The sequence below is a fragment of the Mycobacterium sp. 852002-30065_SCH5024008 genome, from assembly GCF_001665645.1.
GTDB classification, from domain to species: domain Bacteria; phylum Actinomycetota; class Actinomycetes; order Mycobacteriales; family Mycobacteriaceae; genus Mycobacterium; species Mycobacterium paraffinicum.
In genome coordinates, this window is sequence record NZ_LZSZ01000184.1 from 1 (window position 1) to 15,163 (window position 15,163).

Consider the following 15,163-nt stretch of genomic DNA (forward strand, 5'->3'; position numbering starts at 1 on the left):
ATGCGATCGTCGGCAGCGTCAGATGTGTATAAGAGACAGGAATTAATTCCTGCGGTGGGCCGCCGTGTCGCAACCACGTCACCGCCCGGGCCGTGACCGCGCCGCTCGTCGTGGTCGTGGCAGCGGTGATCGGAGGCGTTGCGGTGGACCGCCTCAACGGTGTCTTCCCGGGGCCCGGCGTACCCAAGCCCGATCCGCGGGACGCGACCCCGCCGTACGCGGCCAAGACCGCCATCTACGAAATCCTGGGACCGCCCGGCACGACCGGCGTCGTCAACTGGATGGATGCGGACGCGCAACCGCAGAAGGCCAGCTTCACCACGCTGCCGTGGTCGCAGACGATCGTCGCCGAGATGCCCGGCATCTTCGCCTACGTCATCGCCCAAGGTGACAGCCCCTCCCTCGGCTGCCGGATCACCGTCGACGGCAAATTGGTCGACCAGCAACAGGTCGACGCGCGTGATGCGCAGGTTTCCTGCTTGGACAAGTCCGCGTGACCGACGACGCCGGCGACACTGACGAAATCCCCGTCGCACAGCCCACCGACGTTGAGCACAAACCGCGGCTGGCCCGCACCATCCGCGTGCTGGCGCTGCCTATCGTCGTGTTCTGGGTGCTGATCGCGGTCGGCGTCAACGTCTTTGTCCCACAGCTGGAAAAGGTTGCCGAGGAGGTCTCGGTGCCGCTCTCGCCATCCGACGCGCCGTCGGTGACCGGGATGAAGAGAATCGGGGAGAAATTCAAGGAGTACGACTCCGACAACCTCGTCCTGGTGACCCTGGTTGGTGACAAACCCCTCGGCGAGGACGCTCACCGGTACTACGACGATCTGGTCAAGAAGCTGCAGCAGGACACCGAACACGTCGAGCATGCGCTGAATTTCTGGGGGCAGCGATTCACGTCTTCGGGTGTCGAGAGCTACGACCACAAGGCCGCCTACGTCCAGGTCAACCTGCGCGGTGACCAGGGCGGGGCCGTCGGCGACAAGTCGGTCGCCTCGGTTCGCAAGATCGTTGCGGACTCGAAGCCGCCGCCGGGGGTGAAGGCATACGTCGCCGGTCAGGGAGCCCTGACCGCCGACACGATCGTTGTCGGCGACGCGAGTCTGGCCAAGATGACGATCATCACCATCGTGATCATCGCGATCATGCTCACGTTCGTCTACCGATCCGTCGGCACCGTGCTGTTGACGATGGTCATCCTGTTCGCCGGACTGGCCACCGGCCGAGGCGTGGTCGCGCTGCTGGGCGCGACCGGCATCATGGGGCTCTCCACCTTCGCCGTCAACTTGCTGACGGCACTGGCCATCGCGGCCGGTACCGACTACGCGATATTCATGGTGGGCCGCTACCAGGAGGCTCGCGAACGGGCCCTGGACCGCGAAGCCGCCTACTACGACACGTTCGCCGGTGTCAGCAAGGTGGTGCTGGGCTCGGGACTGACGATTGTTGGGGCGCTGGCCTGTCTGCATTTCACTCGGCTGCCCTACTTCAGTTCGCTGGCATTTCCGTGCGCAGTGGGTCTGCTGGTCGTGGTGGCCGCCGGGGTGACCCTGACGCCGGCGCTGATCGTAGTCGCCAGCCGCTTCGGTCTTTTCGACCCGAAACGAAAGTTCAACTACACGCGCTGGCGCCGTCTGGCGACGGCCATCGTGCGGTGGCCGGCGCCCATCCTCGCGACTTCCGTCATCCTGGCGATCGTCGGCGCCCTGGGCTTGATGGGCTTCAATCCGCGCTACAACGACCTGTACTACCTGCCGCAGAGTGCTTCCTCTATCCGCGCGTACACCGCGGCCGATCAACACTTCACCCAGGCCCGTTTGAATCCGGACCTGCTGATGATCGAATCGGACCACGATCTGCGCAATCCCGCCGACATGCTGGTCCTCGACAAGGTTGCTGGAGCAATCTTCCGGGTGCCGGGCATCGAACGGGTGCAGAGCATCACCAGGCCACTGGGTCCGCCAATTCAAAACGGATCCATCCCGTTTCAGCTCAGTGTGCAGAGCGCGCCGATCCGGGACAACCTCAATTACCTGAAGGCCCGTGTCGGCGACATCAAAAAGATTACCGGGTTTCTCGACACCCAGATCGCCCTGTTGGAGCGCCAGTACGCGGTGACGCAAAAGCTTGCGAACGCAGCGGACGACAGCTCGAAAACCACGGGGGAGACGGCTGCCATCACGGACGAGATTCGCGACCATATCGCGGATTTCGACGACTTCTGGAGACCGATTCGCAGTTACTTTTATTGGGAGAGGCACTGCTACGACATCCCGATCTGCTGGTCGTTACGATCGCTCTTCGACGCGCTGGACGGCTTCGATGAACTCGCCGAAAAGTTCCACGCCCTCACCAGCGACCTCACCAACACGGCTGCGGCCACCCGCGAATTGCTGGCGATCATTCCCGAGAATATCGCTGTCTCGAAAGCGATCCGGGATACGACGCTGACCATCTACAGCACATTCGACAACCTCATCGTCCAGTTCGACCGGCTGACCGACACGAACTCCGTGATGGGCAAGTCCTTCAACGACTCTCAGGTGGAGAGCCTCTTCTACTTGCCGCCGGAGATCTTCCAGAACCCGGACTTCCAGCTGGGGTTGAGCTTGATGGTGTCGCCGGACGGCAGGGCCGCTCGCTTCATCATCACTCACACAGTGGATCCCGCGACGACGCAGGGAATCTCGTCGGTTGATCAGGAGCGCCAAGCGGCCAAGGAGGCGCTGAAACTCACCTCGCTGCAGAACGCCGACATCTACCTCGGCGGTACGGCAGCGACGTTTTACGACATCGCCAACGGCGCGAAGTATGACCTGATGATCGCCGGGGTGGCCTCGATCGTGCTCATCTTCATCATCATGGTGCTCGTCACCCGCGCCTTGGTCGCTGCGGCAGTCATCGTCGGCACGATCGTGATGTCGCTGGGGGCCGCGTTCGGGTTCTCGACACTGATCTGGCAACACCTTCTCAATTTCCAGTTGCACTGGGTGGCAACCGAATTCGCACTTATCGTGCTGTTGGCTGTGGGCTCGGATTACAACCTGATGCTGGTGTCGCGGATCGAGGAAGAGATCGGAGCCGGCTTGAAAACGGGACTCATCCGCGGCATGGGTGTTACCGGCCCGGTGGTGACTGCCGCCGGTGTGGTGTTCGCCGTAACCATGGGCGCGATGATCACTAGCGATCTGCGGGCGATCGGCCAATTCGGCACAACGATCGGCCTCGGCCTCCTGTTCGACACCTTCGTCGTCCGGTCGCTCATCACGCCGTCGATCATGACGGCGATGGGACGCTGGTTCTGGTGGCCGAAGCGGGTGCGCGTCCGTCCGGCCAGCCAGATGCTTCGGTCCGTCGGACCGCGCCCGCTGGTGCGTGCGCTGCTGTACCAACCGCGCCACGCGGTTTCGCGGGATTCGCAGACCTAGCACGCGTCAGAGGGATTCCCGCAGCTGCGGGCCGCCGGCCTCAGGGCCGAATGGGCGCGCGGCTTGATTTTCACGCGCCGTCTACGCCAAACGCTGGTGCTTTACCACCTCGACCGTTATTCTATCGCCGTTGAAAAATTATTCCATAACTGTTGAAAACCGCCCTGACGGCCGCGGAGAGGACTGACGACATGGACTTTGCGTCAGTGCCTCCGGAGGTCAACTCCGGACTGATGTATGCCGGCCCCGGGGCGGCGCCGATGCTTGCGGCGGCGGCGGGTTGGGACGCGCTGGCCGCCGAGCTGGAGTCCACGGCCGGCGGCTACGCGGCAGAGCTGGCCGGACTGACCGGCCAGTCGTGGTCGGGCCCCTCGTCGCTGCTGATGACGGCCGCGGCCACCCCCTATGTGGAGTGGCTATCGATTGCAGCTGCTCAGGCTGCGCAGACTGCCGCCCAGGCCTACGCGGCGGCCGCGGCCTATGAGGCGGCGTTCGCGATGACGGTGCCCCCACCGGTGATCGCGGCCAACCGGGCACAGCTGATGGCGCTGATCGCGACCAATTTCTTCGGGCAGAACACAGCGGCGATCGCGGCCACCGAAGCCCAATACATGCAGATGTGGATACAAGACGCCACGGCGATGTATGGGTATGCCGCCGCGGCTGAGACCGCCGGCACCCTGACCCCGTTCGACGAGCCGCCGCAGACCACCAACCCGGCCGGGCAGGGCCTCCAGGCCCAGACGGTGGCGCAGGCCACCGGCAACGCCACCCAGCAGCTGGCCTCAACCAACGCCACGATGCACACCCTCAGCTCCACCACCGTCGGGCCCGTCGCTCCCGGCGAAACCGCCACCGCCGCGCCGGGCGACACCATCACCCTCGGGGCAAACACCGGCATGTTCGTCAACAGCGGCTCCATCGCGATCACCGGCCCGGGCACTAACCTCATCAGCTTCGGCTCCGTGATCGTCAACCCCGGCAGCACAATTCACACGATCATCGACTGTTCCGAGGGCGGTGTTCTGATCCCCGGGGGCGTTGACGTGACCGCCGGCTCCGGCCCCCTCGTCCTTGCCCCCGGCTCGTTCCAGGAAGTCTTGGTCACCCTCGTCAACGGCTCCGCCACGCTCCCCGTTGTCGGCACGGAACAGGTCGCCGTCCAGACCTTCGCAAACACCGCCACCGCTATCGCCGGCCCCGCCGGCGCGTCCATCACCAACGTCTTCGGCACCGTCAGCATCGCCTCCGTTACCCCCATCCCCAGCTCATCGAGTGCATTGGGGGCCGCTGTAGGCGGGCTGGCCTCGCCAGGCCTGGCGGGTACCGCAGGCATTCAGCCTCAGCTCGACGTGGATGGGTTGTTGGAATGGGCTCAAACCATTTCCGGTGCCGACCTGGCAACTGCCGGTTCAGGGTAGGCAATGGCAGGAGGCGACATGCGGTGGCCGTTCCACCCCTCGTCCGGGGTTGGCGCGCCGTCCGCAGGGGTCGGCGAGGCGGCCTCACTCGGTTCGCTGTCCGTTCCGCCCGCCTGGACGATGACCGCCCCGCAGGTCGAACCGGCGCTGTCCGCAACGGTTTTCAGCGTCGACGCCGCCCCGCCGGGGCGCACGTTCCGGGAGGCGCTCATGGCAACGGTGACTGGGCGCGCACTCGATCAGCTGCGTGCGCCCACCACTTCGTCGGCCACGCCCAACGCCAGCGCCATGATCGACACCTGCGGGTTGACCTCCGGGCAGCTCGGCAGGATCGAGGCGTCGGCGACCCATACACCGTCCACGCCGCGCAGCCGCCCGGTCTCGTCGACCGGACAGAGCTGAGTGTCGACGCCGGCGGCGGCCGTGCCGGTCGGGTGAAAGGCGGCCAGGTGCAAGCTCTTTGGGTCGCTGCTGCGCAAGGCGTCCTGCAGGGCGGGCAGTGATGTCACCGTCGTCGCGCCCGGTAAACCCGTGAGCACCTCGGTCGCCCCCGCCGCGAACAACAGCCGGCCCATGGCCTCGATTGCGACGAGGAGCTTGGCGATGTCGGCGCGGGAGATGTTGTAGCGCACCAGTGTTTCGCCGCGCACCGACGACACCGAGCCGACGCCGCGATCGGCCACCATGGCGCCGAACGTCGCTACCCGGGGCGCGGTGTCCAGCCAGCCGAGCAACTCGGCGCCATAGCCGGGAAACACCATCGAACCCATGCCGGGTGGGGTTGAGGTCGCTTCGATCAGCACGCCGTGTGATTCGTGCAGCTCGTGAACCGCGGCGCTTTGCAGCACCCCGTGCCAGGCGACGACGTCGTCCTCGAAACGCCCGGCGAGCATCGTCGCCGGATGCAGCGCCAGGTTGCGACCGAGCCGCGGGTGCGCACCGAACCCGCTGCGCCGCAACAGCCCCGGCGTCTCGGTGGCGCCGGCCGCCACGATGACCGTGTCGGCCAGCACGTCCAGCGCCGTGCCGTCGGCCCGGCGGGCCCGCACGCCCCGGGCGCGCCCGTGCCGATGCAACGCCCGCTCGACGCGGGCATCGGAGATGATCCGCGCGCCCGCCGCGCACGCCTCGGGCAGCGCGTTGAGGTGCACGCCGAACTTGGCGTTGCGGGGGCAGCCGATCGCGCACTGGCAACAGCCTTCACAGCCCGGCGCGTTGCGCGGAATCGGCGCCGCCCGCCAGCCCAGCGTGGCAGCGGCATCCAGCAGCAGCCGCCCGTTGCGGCCCATGACCTCCAGCGGCACCGGGGCGACCCGCAGCGTGTGCTCGACGTCGTCGAGGCGCTCGGTCAGCCGGTCCGAATCGGCGAGGGCAAGCCCGAACTCGTCACGCCAGCGCCGCTGCACGGCCGCCGGCGGGCGGTAGCAGGTGCCGGAGTTCACCACCGTGGTGCCGCCGACCGCCCGGCCGATGGGCAGCACCACCGACGGACGCCCCAGGGCGATGGTGGCCCCGGCGCCGCGGTACAACCCGGCATAGCGGTCGATGGGATGAGTGGTGCGGAATTCCTCGACCGTCCACCGGCGCCCCTCCTCGAGAACGACGACGTCCAGTCCGGCCCGCGCCAGGGTGCGGGCCACCATCGCGCCGCCGGCACCGGACCCCACAATCACCGCATCCGCGGTGACGACGGACCCGCTCTCCGCCGAGGAGACGACGTTCAACGTCGCGTCGGGCCGGGCCGTTCCCTGCTCTTTGGCGTGCGAAAGCAGTTCCGGTGCATAGGTTTCCGCGCCGTTGGCCAAGAGTACAACCGCCTTCATGGCCTCGACGGCCGCGCCGGCGTCCGGGCTCAGCGCGGCGACGCGCCGCACCACCTGCTCGCGCCGGTCGGGGCCGAGCCGGGGCAGTGACCGCCCGGTGGTGACGTAGCTCGCCGCGGCCAGCGCGAGCATCCCGGCGCGCATCGCGACCCGCGATGTCGTCGGCAGCTGTCGCAGGTAGCGCTCGACGCGGTCGGTCAGCTCGGGCGGTGTCGGGCCGCCGTATTCCTCGGGTAGTAACGCGCTCCCGAACGACGCGACCAGGCTCATATCACCCGCGCGAGCCGGCGGCCCATCTTGATGAAGAACGGATAGGTGGCGAAGATGGCAGCCGCCGCGGCGTGCAGCGGCCAGTCCGCTTCAGCGGTGTTCACGCCGAAAACCCCGCTGTTCCACATGAAGTCGCGGCCATTGCGGGCGCGGAAGGGCCGCCACAACACCCCCAATCCGGGGACGTTGTTGTACAGCCCGAACGACCCGCCGAAGAAGACGCCCAGCGTGGCGGCCTCGGCGACATCGCGACGGTCGGCGGGCAGCCGCCGCTCGATGAGCACGCCGGAGGCGAACAGCAGTGGTGGGTCCAGCAGAAAGCTCATGTCGGAATCCTTTCGTTGACGTCGGGTGCCGCGCGGCCGCGCAGGCCCACTTCGGCGTGCCCGGTGCCCAGCACCGACCAGTGCCGGTCGTCGATCTCGATGTGGACGTCGGCTTGTTCGGTGTTGGTGCACACCGCCTTGCCGCCGTCGGGATCGGTGTATTGCAGGCTCACGCATCTGTCCGCCGGCTGGTCGATCCGGATGAGCACCCGGCGGCCACCGATGCGTCCCTCCAGCTGCCAGTGCTGCAGACCGAGTGTCGTGCGCATCCGCAGTGACGGCAATGGGCTTGCGGGCCAATCCTTTCCGTCGATCCGAAACCGGACGAACGCCATCGGCGCGAGCCTGTTCAGGCCCGGCTTGTGCGAGACGGCGGTGACCGCCTCGCACACGTCGCCGTTGCCGAGGTCGGCATGGACCCATGCCCAGCGTTTGGCATTGCCGTGTCCGTAGATGTGGGCGACGCCGCCGCGCCACCCCTCGATGCGCGCGGCGGCGTCGTTGATGGTCAATGAGCCGGTGAAGTCGGCGGTGGGGGCCAGGACGACCTGGGCGCCCGGCAGCAGCTCGCGCTCCCAGGCGGCGCGGGGAAACGTCCACAGCGGTGCGCCGGTGTCGGTCCAGGACAGATCCCAGGCGAGTGATCCGGCGCGTCCGCTCAGCCGTTCGTCGCCCACCCGCACGTCCTCGGAGTCGAACCACCAGGGGCCGGCCGCGGGCCGGGCGGGCACGGGCCCGAACCGCTCGGTGCGGGGCGGCCCGTCGGGCGCAAACCAGGTGGCCCAGCCGTGCGCGTAGGCAGCGTCGGCGCCGGCCAGCGGGGCCACCGTCTCGCAGTGCACCCACAGCCCGGCGCGCGTCACCGGATCCGAGAGGGTGGCGTACCAGACCTCCAGGCGCCCGGCCTTGCCGCGCCAGCGCGGGGCCGCTGCCGATCGCATCTCGCCGTCCATTGCTCACCTTCCGTGGATTCGTCCACTATATTGGTTGAGCCAATGAACCAGTCAAGTCCGCTGCGTCCGCCCGACCGCCAACGCGTCGATGAACAGATCGCCGCGTCCATCACCGACGCCATCCTCGACGGCGCGTTTCCGCCGGGTTCGGCGTTGCCGCCCGAGCGCGAACTGGCCGAACAGCTCGGTGTCAACCGCACTTCGCTGCGGCAGGGTCTGGCCAGGCTGCAGCAAATGGGCTTGATCGAGGCCCGGCACGGCAGCGGCAACGTGGTCGCGGACCCGCAGGCGCTCACCCACCCCGCGGTCGTCGAGGCGCTGGTCCGCAAACTGGGCCCCGAGTTCCTGGTGGAACTGTTCGAAATCCGGGCCGCCCTGGGCCCGTTGATCGGCCGGTCGGCCGCGCGGCACGGCGCCCGCGGGGATGCCCAGGCCCTACGCGCCGCGTTGGTCGCGGTCCGTGAGGCCGACAGCCCGGCCGCGCGCCAGGCCGCCGACCTCGCCTACTTCCGGGTGCTCATCCATCACAGCCGCAACCGCGCGCTGGCGTTGCTGTACCGCTGGGTCGAGCACGCCTTCGGCGGCCGCGAGCACGACCTCACCGCCGCTTATGACGACGCCGCACCCGTGGTAGCCGGCCTCAGTGCCATCACCGACGCCGTGCTGTCGGGCGACGAGGCTGCGGCGGCGGCCGCGGTGGAGGAGTACCTGCGCGCCAGCGCACAGCGAATGGTCTTGTCTTACAACAAGACTGGAGCTACTCGGCGAGGCGAGTCGCCGGATGGACCGCTATGAGCCCCAACTTGCTGCGGCGCTTGCACATCGCCGCCAGTTCCGCGTAGGCCTTGGCGCCGAGCAGCTCGGTGAGCTCATCGGCCATGCTCTCCCACACCTGCTTGGCGCCGACATGGGCGCCGGGGTCGCCGGTGCAGTACCAATGCAGGTCGGCACCCCCGGAGCCCCAGCCGCGCCGATCGTATTCGGTGACAGTGGTTTTGAGGATTTCGGTGCCGTCGGGCCGCGTCACCCACTCCTGGCTGCGCCGGATGGGCAACTGCCAGCAGACGTCGGGCTTCATGGTCAACGGCGCGACGCCCAGCTTGAGGGCTTTGCTGTGCAGCGCGCACCCGGGGCCGGCGGGGAAGCCGGGCCGGTTCAAGAAGATGCAGGCGTCCTTGTGTTTGCGGGTGCGGTACTGGGCCTGTCCGTCGTGCTCGTCGAGCTCCAGATATCCCTTGCGGCCCAAGCCCTTTTCGCGGAACTGCCAATCTTCGTCGGTCAGGTGCTGCACGGCGTCGTCGAGCCGGGCGCGGTCGTCGTCGTCGGATAAGAACGCCCCGTGCGAACAGCATCCGTCGTCCGGGCGGCCGGCCACCGTGCCGTGGCAGGCGGGCGTGCCGAACACGCATGTCCAGCGCGACAGCAACCAGGTGAGATCGGCCGCGACCAGGTGCTCGGGATTGTCCGGGTCGTAGAACTCCACCCACTCACGGGCGAAGTCGAGTTCGACCTCGTGCCCCGGCTCCGGATAAGCATTCGCCACGGGTCCACGTTAGTCGACGATTCCGGCTCTTCGGCTTGCTGACACTCTGGGCCCGACGGTGCAACATCGGCAACCTCCACAGCGGGCCGCATCTTCGCCGACTAGGTTGTTTCCCGTGCGATTGGGCGTGCTCGACGTGGGCAGCAACACGGTGCATCTGCTGGTGGTTGATGCGCACCGTGGTGGGCATCCCACGCCTATGAGTTCGACCAAGGCCACGCTGCGCCTCGCCGAGTCCATCGACAGCTCGGGCAAGATCACCAAGCGCGGCGCCGAGAAACTTATCTCCACGATCGACGAGTTCGCCAAGATCGCGGACAGCTCGGGCTGCGCCGAGCTGATGGCCTTTGCCACGTCCGCGCTCCGTGACGCGGTGAACTCCGACGACGTGCTCACCCGCATCCGCAAAGAAACCGGTGTCGAGCTGGAGGCTCTCAGTGGCGTCGACGAGTCGCGGCTGACTTTTCTGGCCGTGCGCCGCTGGTATGGGTGGAGCGCGGGGCGGATCATCAACCTCGACATCGGTGGCGGCTCGCTGGAAATGTCCAGCGGCGTCGACGAGGAGCCCGAGGTTGCCCTGTCGCTGCCGCTGGGTGCCGGCCGATTGACCCGCGAATGGCTGCCCGACGATCCGCCCGGCCGGCGCCGGGTGGGGATGCTGCGGGACTGGCTGGATGCCGAGCTCGCCGATGCCGCCGTCACCGTGTTGGAAGCCGGCGCCCCCGACCTGGCGGTGGCGACGTCGAAGACGTTCCGCTCCCTGGCACGGCTCACCGGCGCGGCGCCGTCGGCGGCCGGACCGCGGGCGAAAAGGACGCTCACAGCAAACGGCCTCAGGCAACTCATATCTTTCATCTCTAGGATGACGACCGCTGACCGGGCCGAACTGGAAGGGGTGAGCGCCGAGCGGGCGCCGCAGATCGTGGCGGGTGCGCTGGTGGCGGAGGCGAGCATGCGAGCGCTGTCGATTGAATCGGTGGATATCTGCCCGTGGGCATTACGGGAAGGTCTCATCTTGCGCAAACTGGACAGCGAAGCCGACGGAACGCCCCTCATGAAGCGATCCGTGCGCGATGCTGGAGGCCAGGCAGGTGATCGGGACGGGAACCGATCGAGAGGCGACAAAGCATGACCGGACCACATTCCGAGACCGAGAGCCCCGGCACTCGGCCGATCTCGGTGGCCGAACTTCTGGCCAAGAACGGAACCATCGGCGCCCCGGCAGTCACGCGGCGTCGGCGCCGCCGGCGCGGCGATAGCGACGCGGTGACCGTCGCCGAGCTGACCGGCGAGATCCCGGTCATCCGCGACGACCAAGAGGACCCCCGCACGGCCGAACGGCCCGGCGCCGAACCCGTCGTTGCCGCCTCCGAGCAGCAAACCGAAGACAAGCCCGCCACCGCGTACTGGTCGCAGCCGGAGCCGCGCTGGCCCAAGTCGCCGTCGCAACCCGGCAAGGCGGCGGGGCCTGAGCGCAGCGCGTACCCGCGCCCCCTGAGCCACGTCGAGCCGGGGGACGCCAACGGCACCGGGCAGTCCGGTGCCGAGGGCATGAATCCCGACCCGCTGGACCACTACAGCGATCTCCCGGTGGACGTGATGGATTCGGAGGTGCGCGACGCCGAACCCGCGCTGGAGGACTCCGCATATGTGCGTTCCTTCCTGCGCACCGAGATCGATGAGGCCGAAGAGGACGCAGACCCGCTGGCCACCGGATTCGTAGCGGACGAGCATCACCTCGACAGCGAGACCGTGCGCGCGGGCGCGGCCACCGACGTCCACCCGGCGCAGGGCAGGCTCGAGTCGCTGTGGCGTGGCAGCTTGGTCGTATTTCAGTCGATTCTGGCCGTCGCTTTCGGCGCGGGATTGTTCGTCGCCTTCGACCAGTTGTGGCGCTGGAACAGCATCGTGGCCTTGGTGCTCTCGGTGCTGGTGATCCTGGGCCTGGTGGCCGGCGTTCGGGTGGTGCGCAAGACCGAGGACATCGCCAGCACGTTGATCGCGGTCGCGGTGGGGTCGCTGATCACCCTGGGCCCGTTGGCGCTGTCGTTGCAGTCGGGCTAGGCGGACCCGGGACCACACAGACCGTTGCGCCCAGCTATCAAAGTCGGACTTTCGACGGCCTCGGTGTACCCATTGCGGGCCGAGGCCGCCTTCGAGTACGCGGCCCGGCTCGGCTACGACGGCGTCGAGCTGATGGTGTGGGCCGAGTCGGTCAGCCAGGACATCGACGCCGTCCAGAAGCTGTCCCGCCGCTACCGCGTACCGGTGTTGTCGGTGCACGCGCCCTGCCTGCTCATCTCGCAGCGGGTGTGGGGCGCCAACCCGATCTCCAAGCTGGACCGCAGCGTGCGGGCGGCGGAGCAACTCGGCGCGCAGACCGTCGTCGTGCACCCGCCGTTTCGCTGGCAGCGTCGTTACGCCGAGGGATTCAGCGACCAGGTCGCCGAGTTGGAAGCGTCGAGCGACGTGATGGTCGCGGTGGAAAACATGTTCCCGTTCCGGGCGGACCGGTTCTTCGGGTCCGGCCAATCGCGGGAGCGGATGCGCCGGCGCGGCGGCGGCCCGGGGCCGGCGATATCGGCGTTCGCGCCCTCGTACGACCCGCTGGACGGCAACCACGAGCACTACACGCTGGACCTGTCCCACACCGCGACCGCCGGCAGCGACTCGCTGGACATGGCGCAGCGGATGGGGGGCGGGTTGGTCCACCTGCACCTGTGCGACGGCAGCGGCCTGCCCGCCGACGAGCACCTGGTCCCCGGACATGGCACGCAGCCCACCGCCGAGGTGTGCCAGATGCTGGCCGGCAGCCACTTCGCCGGCCACGTCATTCTGGAGGTGTCCACGTCCAGCGCGCGCAGCGCCAGTGAGCGCGAAAGCATGCTCGCCGAATCCTTGCAGTTCGCCCGCACACACCTGCTGCGCTGATAACCCAGGAGACCATGAACGCGTTATTCACCACCGCAATGGCCTTGCGGCAGGTTGACCCCGGCGTGTTTGAGGGTGAGCTCAACAAGCACTGGACCATCGGTCCGAAGGTGCACGGCGGCGCGATGCTGGCGCTTTGCGCCAACGCCGCCCGCACCGCCTGCGGCGCACAGTCGCCGTCCGGCTTCGAACCGGCCCAGCAACCCGTCGCGGTGTCGGCGAACTTCCTGTGGGCCCCCGATCCGGGCCCGATGCGGTTGGTGACCTCGATCCGTAAGCGTGGCCGCCGGATCAGCGTCGTCGACGTCGAGCTCACCCAGGGCGACCGCACCGCGGTGCACGCCGTGGTCAATCTCGGCGAGCCGGAACATTTTCCGCCCGACGGTGATGCCAAGCCGCTGCTGTCGGCCAACCCGGTCGTGGGCCTGATGGCGCCCGAGCCCCCCGACAACATCGCGCCGATCGGGCCCGGGCACCCCTTGGCCGGCCTGGTGCACCTCGGCGAAGGCTGCGATGTGCGTCCGGTGCTGTCGACCCTCGGGCCGTCCGCCGACGGTGGCCCGCCGGTGATCCAGATGTGGGCGCGCCCGCGCGGGGTGGCTCCGGACGCGCTGTTCGCGCTCATGTGCGGGGATCTGTCGGCGCCGGTCACCTTCGCCGTGGAGCGCACCGGCTGGGCTCCCACCGTCCAGCTGACCGCCTTCCTGCGCGGACTGCCCGCCGACGGGTGGCTGCGAATCATCGCGACGTGCACCGAGATCGGACATGACTGGTTCGACGAGGACCACACCGTCGTCGACAGCCTGGGTCGCCTGGTGGTGCAAGCCCGCCAATTGGCGTTGGTCCCTGCCGCCGGGTAGCCGCCGCTGTCTGCGATGCTGTCGGGCATGGCAAGAATCGCGATCGTCGGTGGCGGCAGCATCGGGGAGGCACTGCTGTCGGGTCTGCTCCGCGCGGGCCGGCAGGTGAAAGACCTGGTGGTCGCCGAACGTGTTCCGGAGCGCGCCCAGTATCTGGCCGACACCTACTCGGTGTTGATCACTTCGGTGGCCGACGCGGTGGAGAACGCATCCTTCGTCGTGGTCGCGGTCAAGCCCGGCGATGTGGAGCCCGTGATGGCGGAGCTGGCGAAGGCGGCCGCCGCGTCCGAGAGTGACAGCGCCGAGCAGGTGTTCGTCACCGTCGCGGCGGGGATCAGCATCTCGTATTTCGAGTCGAAGCTCCCGGCCGGAACGCCGGTGGTCCGCGCGATGCCGAACGCGGCGGCACTGGTCGGCGCGGGGGTGACGGCGCTGGCCAAGGGCCGGTTCGTCACCGTCCCGCAGCTCGAGGGCGTCTCGGCCCTGTTCGACTCGGTCGGCGGGGTGCTGACCGTGCCGGAAGCCCAGATGGACGCCGTGACGGCGCTGTCGGGGTCCGGCCCGGCGTACTTCTTCTTGATGGTCGAGGCCCTGGTGGACGCCGGGGTTGCCGCGGGCCTGAGCCGGGACGTGGCCGCCGACCTGACGGCGCAGACGATGGCCGGGTCCGCGGCCATGCTGCTGGAACGGATGGACGCCGAGCGGCGGCCGGGCGAGGGGGAGGCGCCGGGGTTGCGGGTGGACGCCACGGCGACGCAGCTGCGGGCGACCATCACGTCACCCGGTGGCACCACCGCCGCGGGGCTTCGCGAACTGGAAAAGGGCGGACTGCGGGCGGCCGTCGATGCGGCGGTTCAGGCCGCCAAAACGCGCTCTGAGCAGCTAAGAATTACATCGGAGTAATCCAAGAATTTTAAACTGATTGTCCCCCACCAGTACCAGTAACCCCATTAGTCCCGCTATTCTCCTCTTTGTATGCACGTGTGGGTGCCAGCGGAGGGGAAGCCGCTGGCATTGCGCGGGCCTGACACGATTGGGTTGCGATGACGTCTACGAACGGGCCATCGGCGCGAGATTCCGCTGGTAAGCGGGACGCCGGTTCCGGCGAGGGCCAGCAGGGCAGGACACAATTCTTGACGGTCGCCGAGGTGGCGGCGTTGATGCGGGTCTCCAAGATGACGGTGTACCGACTGGTGCACAACGGCGAGCTGCCCGCGGTCCGGGTCGGGCGGTCTTTCCGGGTGCACGCCAAGGCGGTGCACGACATGCTGGAGACGTCTTACTTCGACGCGGGCTGACCCCGAAACTGGCTGCTTGCGCGGAGTGTGCGGGCAGCCGGCGGTGCGCTTCGCGGTTACGCGGCGGTCGTCGACGCCGGTTTGGTGTTCGGTGCGTCCCGCCGGGTAAAGTATCCGGGTCAATCCTGCTTGCAGGTCACGGGTCAGATAGCGGAGTTCATGGGTTCAGTAATCAAGAAGCGGCGCAAGCGCATGTCCAAGAAGAAGCACCGCAAGTTGTTGCGCCGCACACGGGTGCAGCGCAGAAAACTCGGCAAGTAGGCCCGCCCGCGGCGTAATGCTGCGGTCTCTCCCGGTGGATAGGCTGT

At 68.1% G+C, this 15,163-nt stretch carries 15 protein-coding genes and 1 pseudogene; 12 read left to right on the forward strand and 4 right to left on the reverse strand.

Annotated features, from left to right (window positions below):
- Positions 1-116: 116 nt before the first annotated feature.
- The 4 genes and pseudogenes from A5781_RS23695 to A5781_RS26620 form a co-directional block, all read left to right on the forward strand.
- Complete coding sequence (locus A5781_RS23695) at positions 117-497, forward strand: MmpS family transport accessory protein (protein WP_067213181.1); 381 nt, start codon at positions 117-119, stop codon at positions 495-497.
- Entirely contained in the window at positions 494-3,430 is a 2,937-nt protein-coding gene (locus tag A5781_RS23700; RefSeq protein ID WP_067212885.1) for an RND family transporter, read from the forward strand. The genes A5781_RS23695 and A5781_RS23700 overlap by 4 nt, the downstream gene beginning before the upstream one ends.
- Before the next feature lie 191 nt (positions 3,431-3,621).
- The gene (locus A5781_RS26480) at positions 3,622-4,851 is read left to right on the forward strand and encodes a PPE family protein (protein WP_067212887.1); all 1,230 of its coding nucleotides are present in this window, start codon (positions 3,622-3,624) and stop codon (positions 4,849-4,851) included.
- A gap of 18 nt (positions 4,852-4,869) precedes the next feature.
- Positions 4,870-5,055, forward strand: a pseudogene (locus tag A5781_RS26620) (PE/PPE C-terminal domain-containing protein); the annotation flags it as partial.
- A gap of 35 nt (positions 5,056-5,090) precedes the next feature.
- On the opposite strand, the gene A5781_RS23710 reads toward A5781_RS26620, so the two are convergent.
- Genes A5781_RS23710 through A5781_RS23720 form a run of 3 tightly spaced genes read right to left on the reverse strand, consistent with a single transcriptional unit; the run spans position 5,091 to position 8,223 of the window.
- A complete protein-coding gene (locus tag A5781_RS23710) occupies positions 5,091-6,944 on the reverse strand; it encodes a GMC family oxidoreductase N-terminal domain-containing protein (RefSeq protein WP_067212890.1) in 1,854 nt (617 codons plus the stop codon).
- Entirely contained in the window at positions 6,941-7,270 is a 330-nt protein-coding gene (locus tag A5781_RS23715) for a hypothetical protein (protein ID WP_067212893.1), read from the reverse strand. Before A5781_RS23715 ends, A5781_RS23710 begins: the two co-directional genes overlap by 4 nt.
- Entirely contained in the window at positions 7,267-8,223 is a 957-nt protein-coding gene (locus A5781_RS23720) for a hypothetical protein (RefSeq protein WP_067212895.1), read from the reverse strand. Before A5781_RS23720 ends, A5781_RS23715 begins: the two co-directional genes overlap by 4 nt.
- A 42-nt stretch (positions 8,224-8,265) precedes the next feature.
- On the opposite strand from A5781_RS23720, the gene A5781_RS23725 reads away from it, so the two are divergent.
- Entirely contained in the window at positions 8,266-9,018 is a 753-nt protein-coding gene (locus A5781_RS23725) for a FadR/GntR family transcriptional regulator (protein WP_067212897.1), read from the forward strand.
- Here A5781_RS23725 and A5781_RS23730 read toward each other — a convergent pair.
- Positions 8,981-9,766, reverse strand: coding sequence for a hypothetical protein (locus tag A5781_RS23730; RefSeq protein WP_067212899.1), 786 nt, complete (start codon positions 9,764-9,766; stop codon positions 8,981-8,983). The genes A5781_RS23725 and A5781_RS23730 overlap by 38 nt on opposite strands.
- A 115-nt stretch (positions 9,767-9,881) precedes the next feature.
- Between A5781_RS23730 and A5781_RS23735 the strand changes: the two genes are divergently transcribed.
- From A5781_RS23735 to A5781_RS25355, 7 genes are all read left to right on the forward strand, one after another.
- Positions 9,882-10,898, forward strand: coding sequence for a Ppx/GppA family phosphatase (locus A5781_RS23735; protein ID WP_067212902.1), 1,017 nt, complete (start codon positions 9,882-9,884; stop codon positions 10,896-10,898).
- The gene (locus A5781_RS23740; protein WP_067212905.1) at positions 10,895-11,830 is read left to right on the forward strand and encodes a hypothetical protein; all 936 of its coding nucleotides are present in this window, start codon (positions 10,895-10,897) and stop codon (positions 11,828-11,830) included. The genes A5781_RS23735 and A5781_RS23740 overlap by 4 nt, the downstream gene beginning before the upstream one ends.
- Before the next feature lie 24 nt (positions 11,831-11,854).
- On the forward strand, positions 11,855-12,697 hold the full coding sequence (locus A5781_RS23745) for a sugar phosphate isomerase/epimerase (RefSeq protein ID WP_067212909.1): 843 nt from the start codon (positions 11,855-11,857) through the stop codon (positions 12,695-12,697).
- Between the two features lie 14 nt (positions 12,698-12,711).
- Positions 12,712-13,557, forward strand: a complete 846-nt coding sequence (locus A5781_RS23750; protein ID WP_067212911.1) for a thioesterase family protein — start codon at positions 12,712-12,714, stop codon at positions 13,555-13,557.
- Positions 13,558-13,584: 27 nt separating this feature from the next.
- On the forward strand, positions 13,585-14,460 hold the full coding sequence (proC, locus tag A5781_RS23755; RefSeq protein WP_197503839.1) for a pyrroline-5-carboxylate reductase: 876 nt from the start codon (positions 13,585-13,587) through the stop codon (positions 14,458-14,460).
- Between the two features lie 140 nt (positions 14,461-14,600).
- On the forward strand, positions 14,601-14,855 hold the full coding sequence (locus tag A5781_RS23760) for a cell division/environmental response transcriptional regulator (RefSeq protein WP_066956383.1): 255 nt from the start codon (positions 14,601-14,603) through the stop codon (positions 14,853-14,855).
- 159 nt (positions 14,856-15,014) lie between these two features.
- Positions 15,015-15,116, forward strand: coding sequence for a 30S ribosomal protein bS22 (locus A5781_RS25355; RefSeq protein ID WP_003402602.1), 102 nt, complete (start codon positions 15,015-15,017; stop codon positions 15,114-15,116).
- Positions 15,117-15,163 lie beyond the last annotated feature (47 nt).

Excerpts from the sequence above, each read along its gene's own strand:
- A5781_RS26480 (WP_067212887.1), top strand. The coding sequence starts at position 3,622 with ATGGACTTTGCGTCAGTGCCTCCGGAGGTCAACTCCGGACTGATGTAT.
- A5781_RS23710 (WP_067212890.1), bottom strand. The coding sequence starts at position 6,944 with ATGAGCCTGGTCGCGTCGTTCGGGAGCGCGTTACTACCCGAGGAATAC.
- A5781_RS23715 (WP_067212893.1), bottom strand. The coding sequence starts at position 7,270 with ATGAGCTTTCTGCTGGACCCACCACTGCTGTTCGCCTCCGGCGTGCTC.
- A5781_RS23720 (WP_067212895.1), bottom strand. The coding sequence starts at position 8,223 with ATGGACGGCGAGATGCGATCGGCAGCGGCCCCGCGCTGGCGCGGCAAG.
- A5781_RS23725 (WP_067212897.1), top strand. The coding sequence starts at position 8,266 with ATGAACCAGTCAAGTCCGCTGCGTCCGCCCGACCGCCAACGCGTCGAT.
- A5781_RS23740 (WP_067212905.1), top strand. The coding sequence starts at position 10,895 with ATGACCGGACCACATTCCGAGACCGAGAGCCCCGGCACTCGGCCGATC.
- A5781_RS23750 (WP_067212911.1), top strand. The coding sequence starts at position 12,712 with ATGAACGCGTTATTCACCACCGCAATGGCCTTGCGGCAGGTTGACCCC.
- proC (WP_197503839.1), top strand. The coding sequence starts at position 13,585 with ATGGCAAGAATCGCGATCGTCGGTGGCGGCAGCATCGGGGAGGCACTG.
- A5781_RS23760 (WP_066956383.1), top strand. The coding sequence starts at position 14,601 with ATGACGTCTACGAACGGGCCATCGGCGCGAGATTCCGCTGGTAAGCGG.
- A5781_RS25355 (WP_003402602.1), top strand. The coding sequence starts at position 15,015 with ATGGGTTCAGTAATCAAGAAGCGGCGCAAGCGCATGTCCAAGAAGAAG.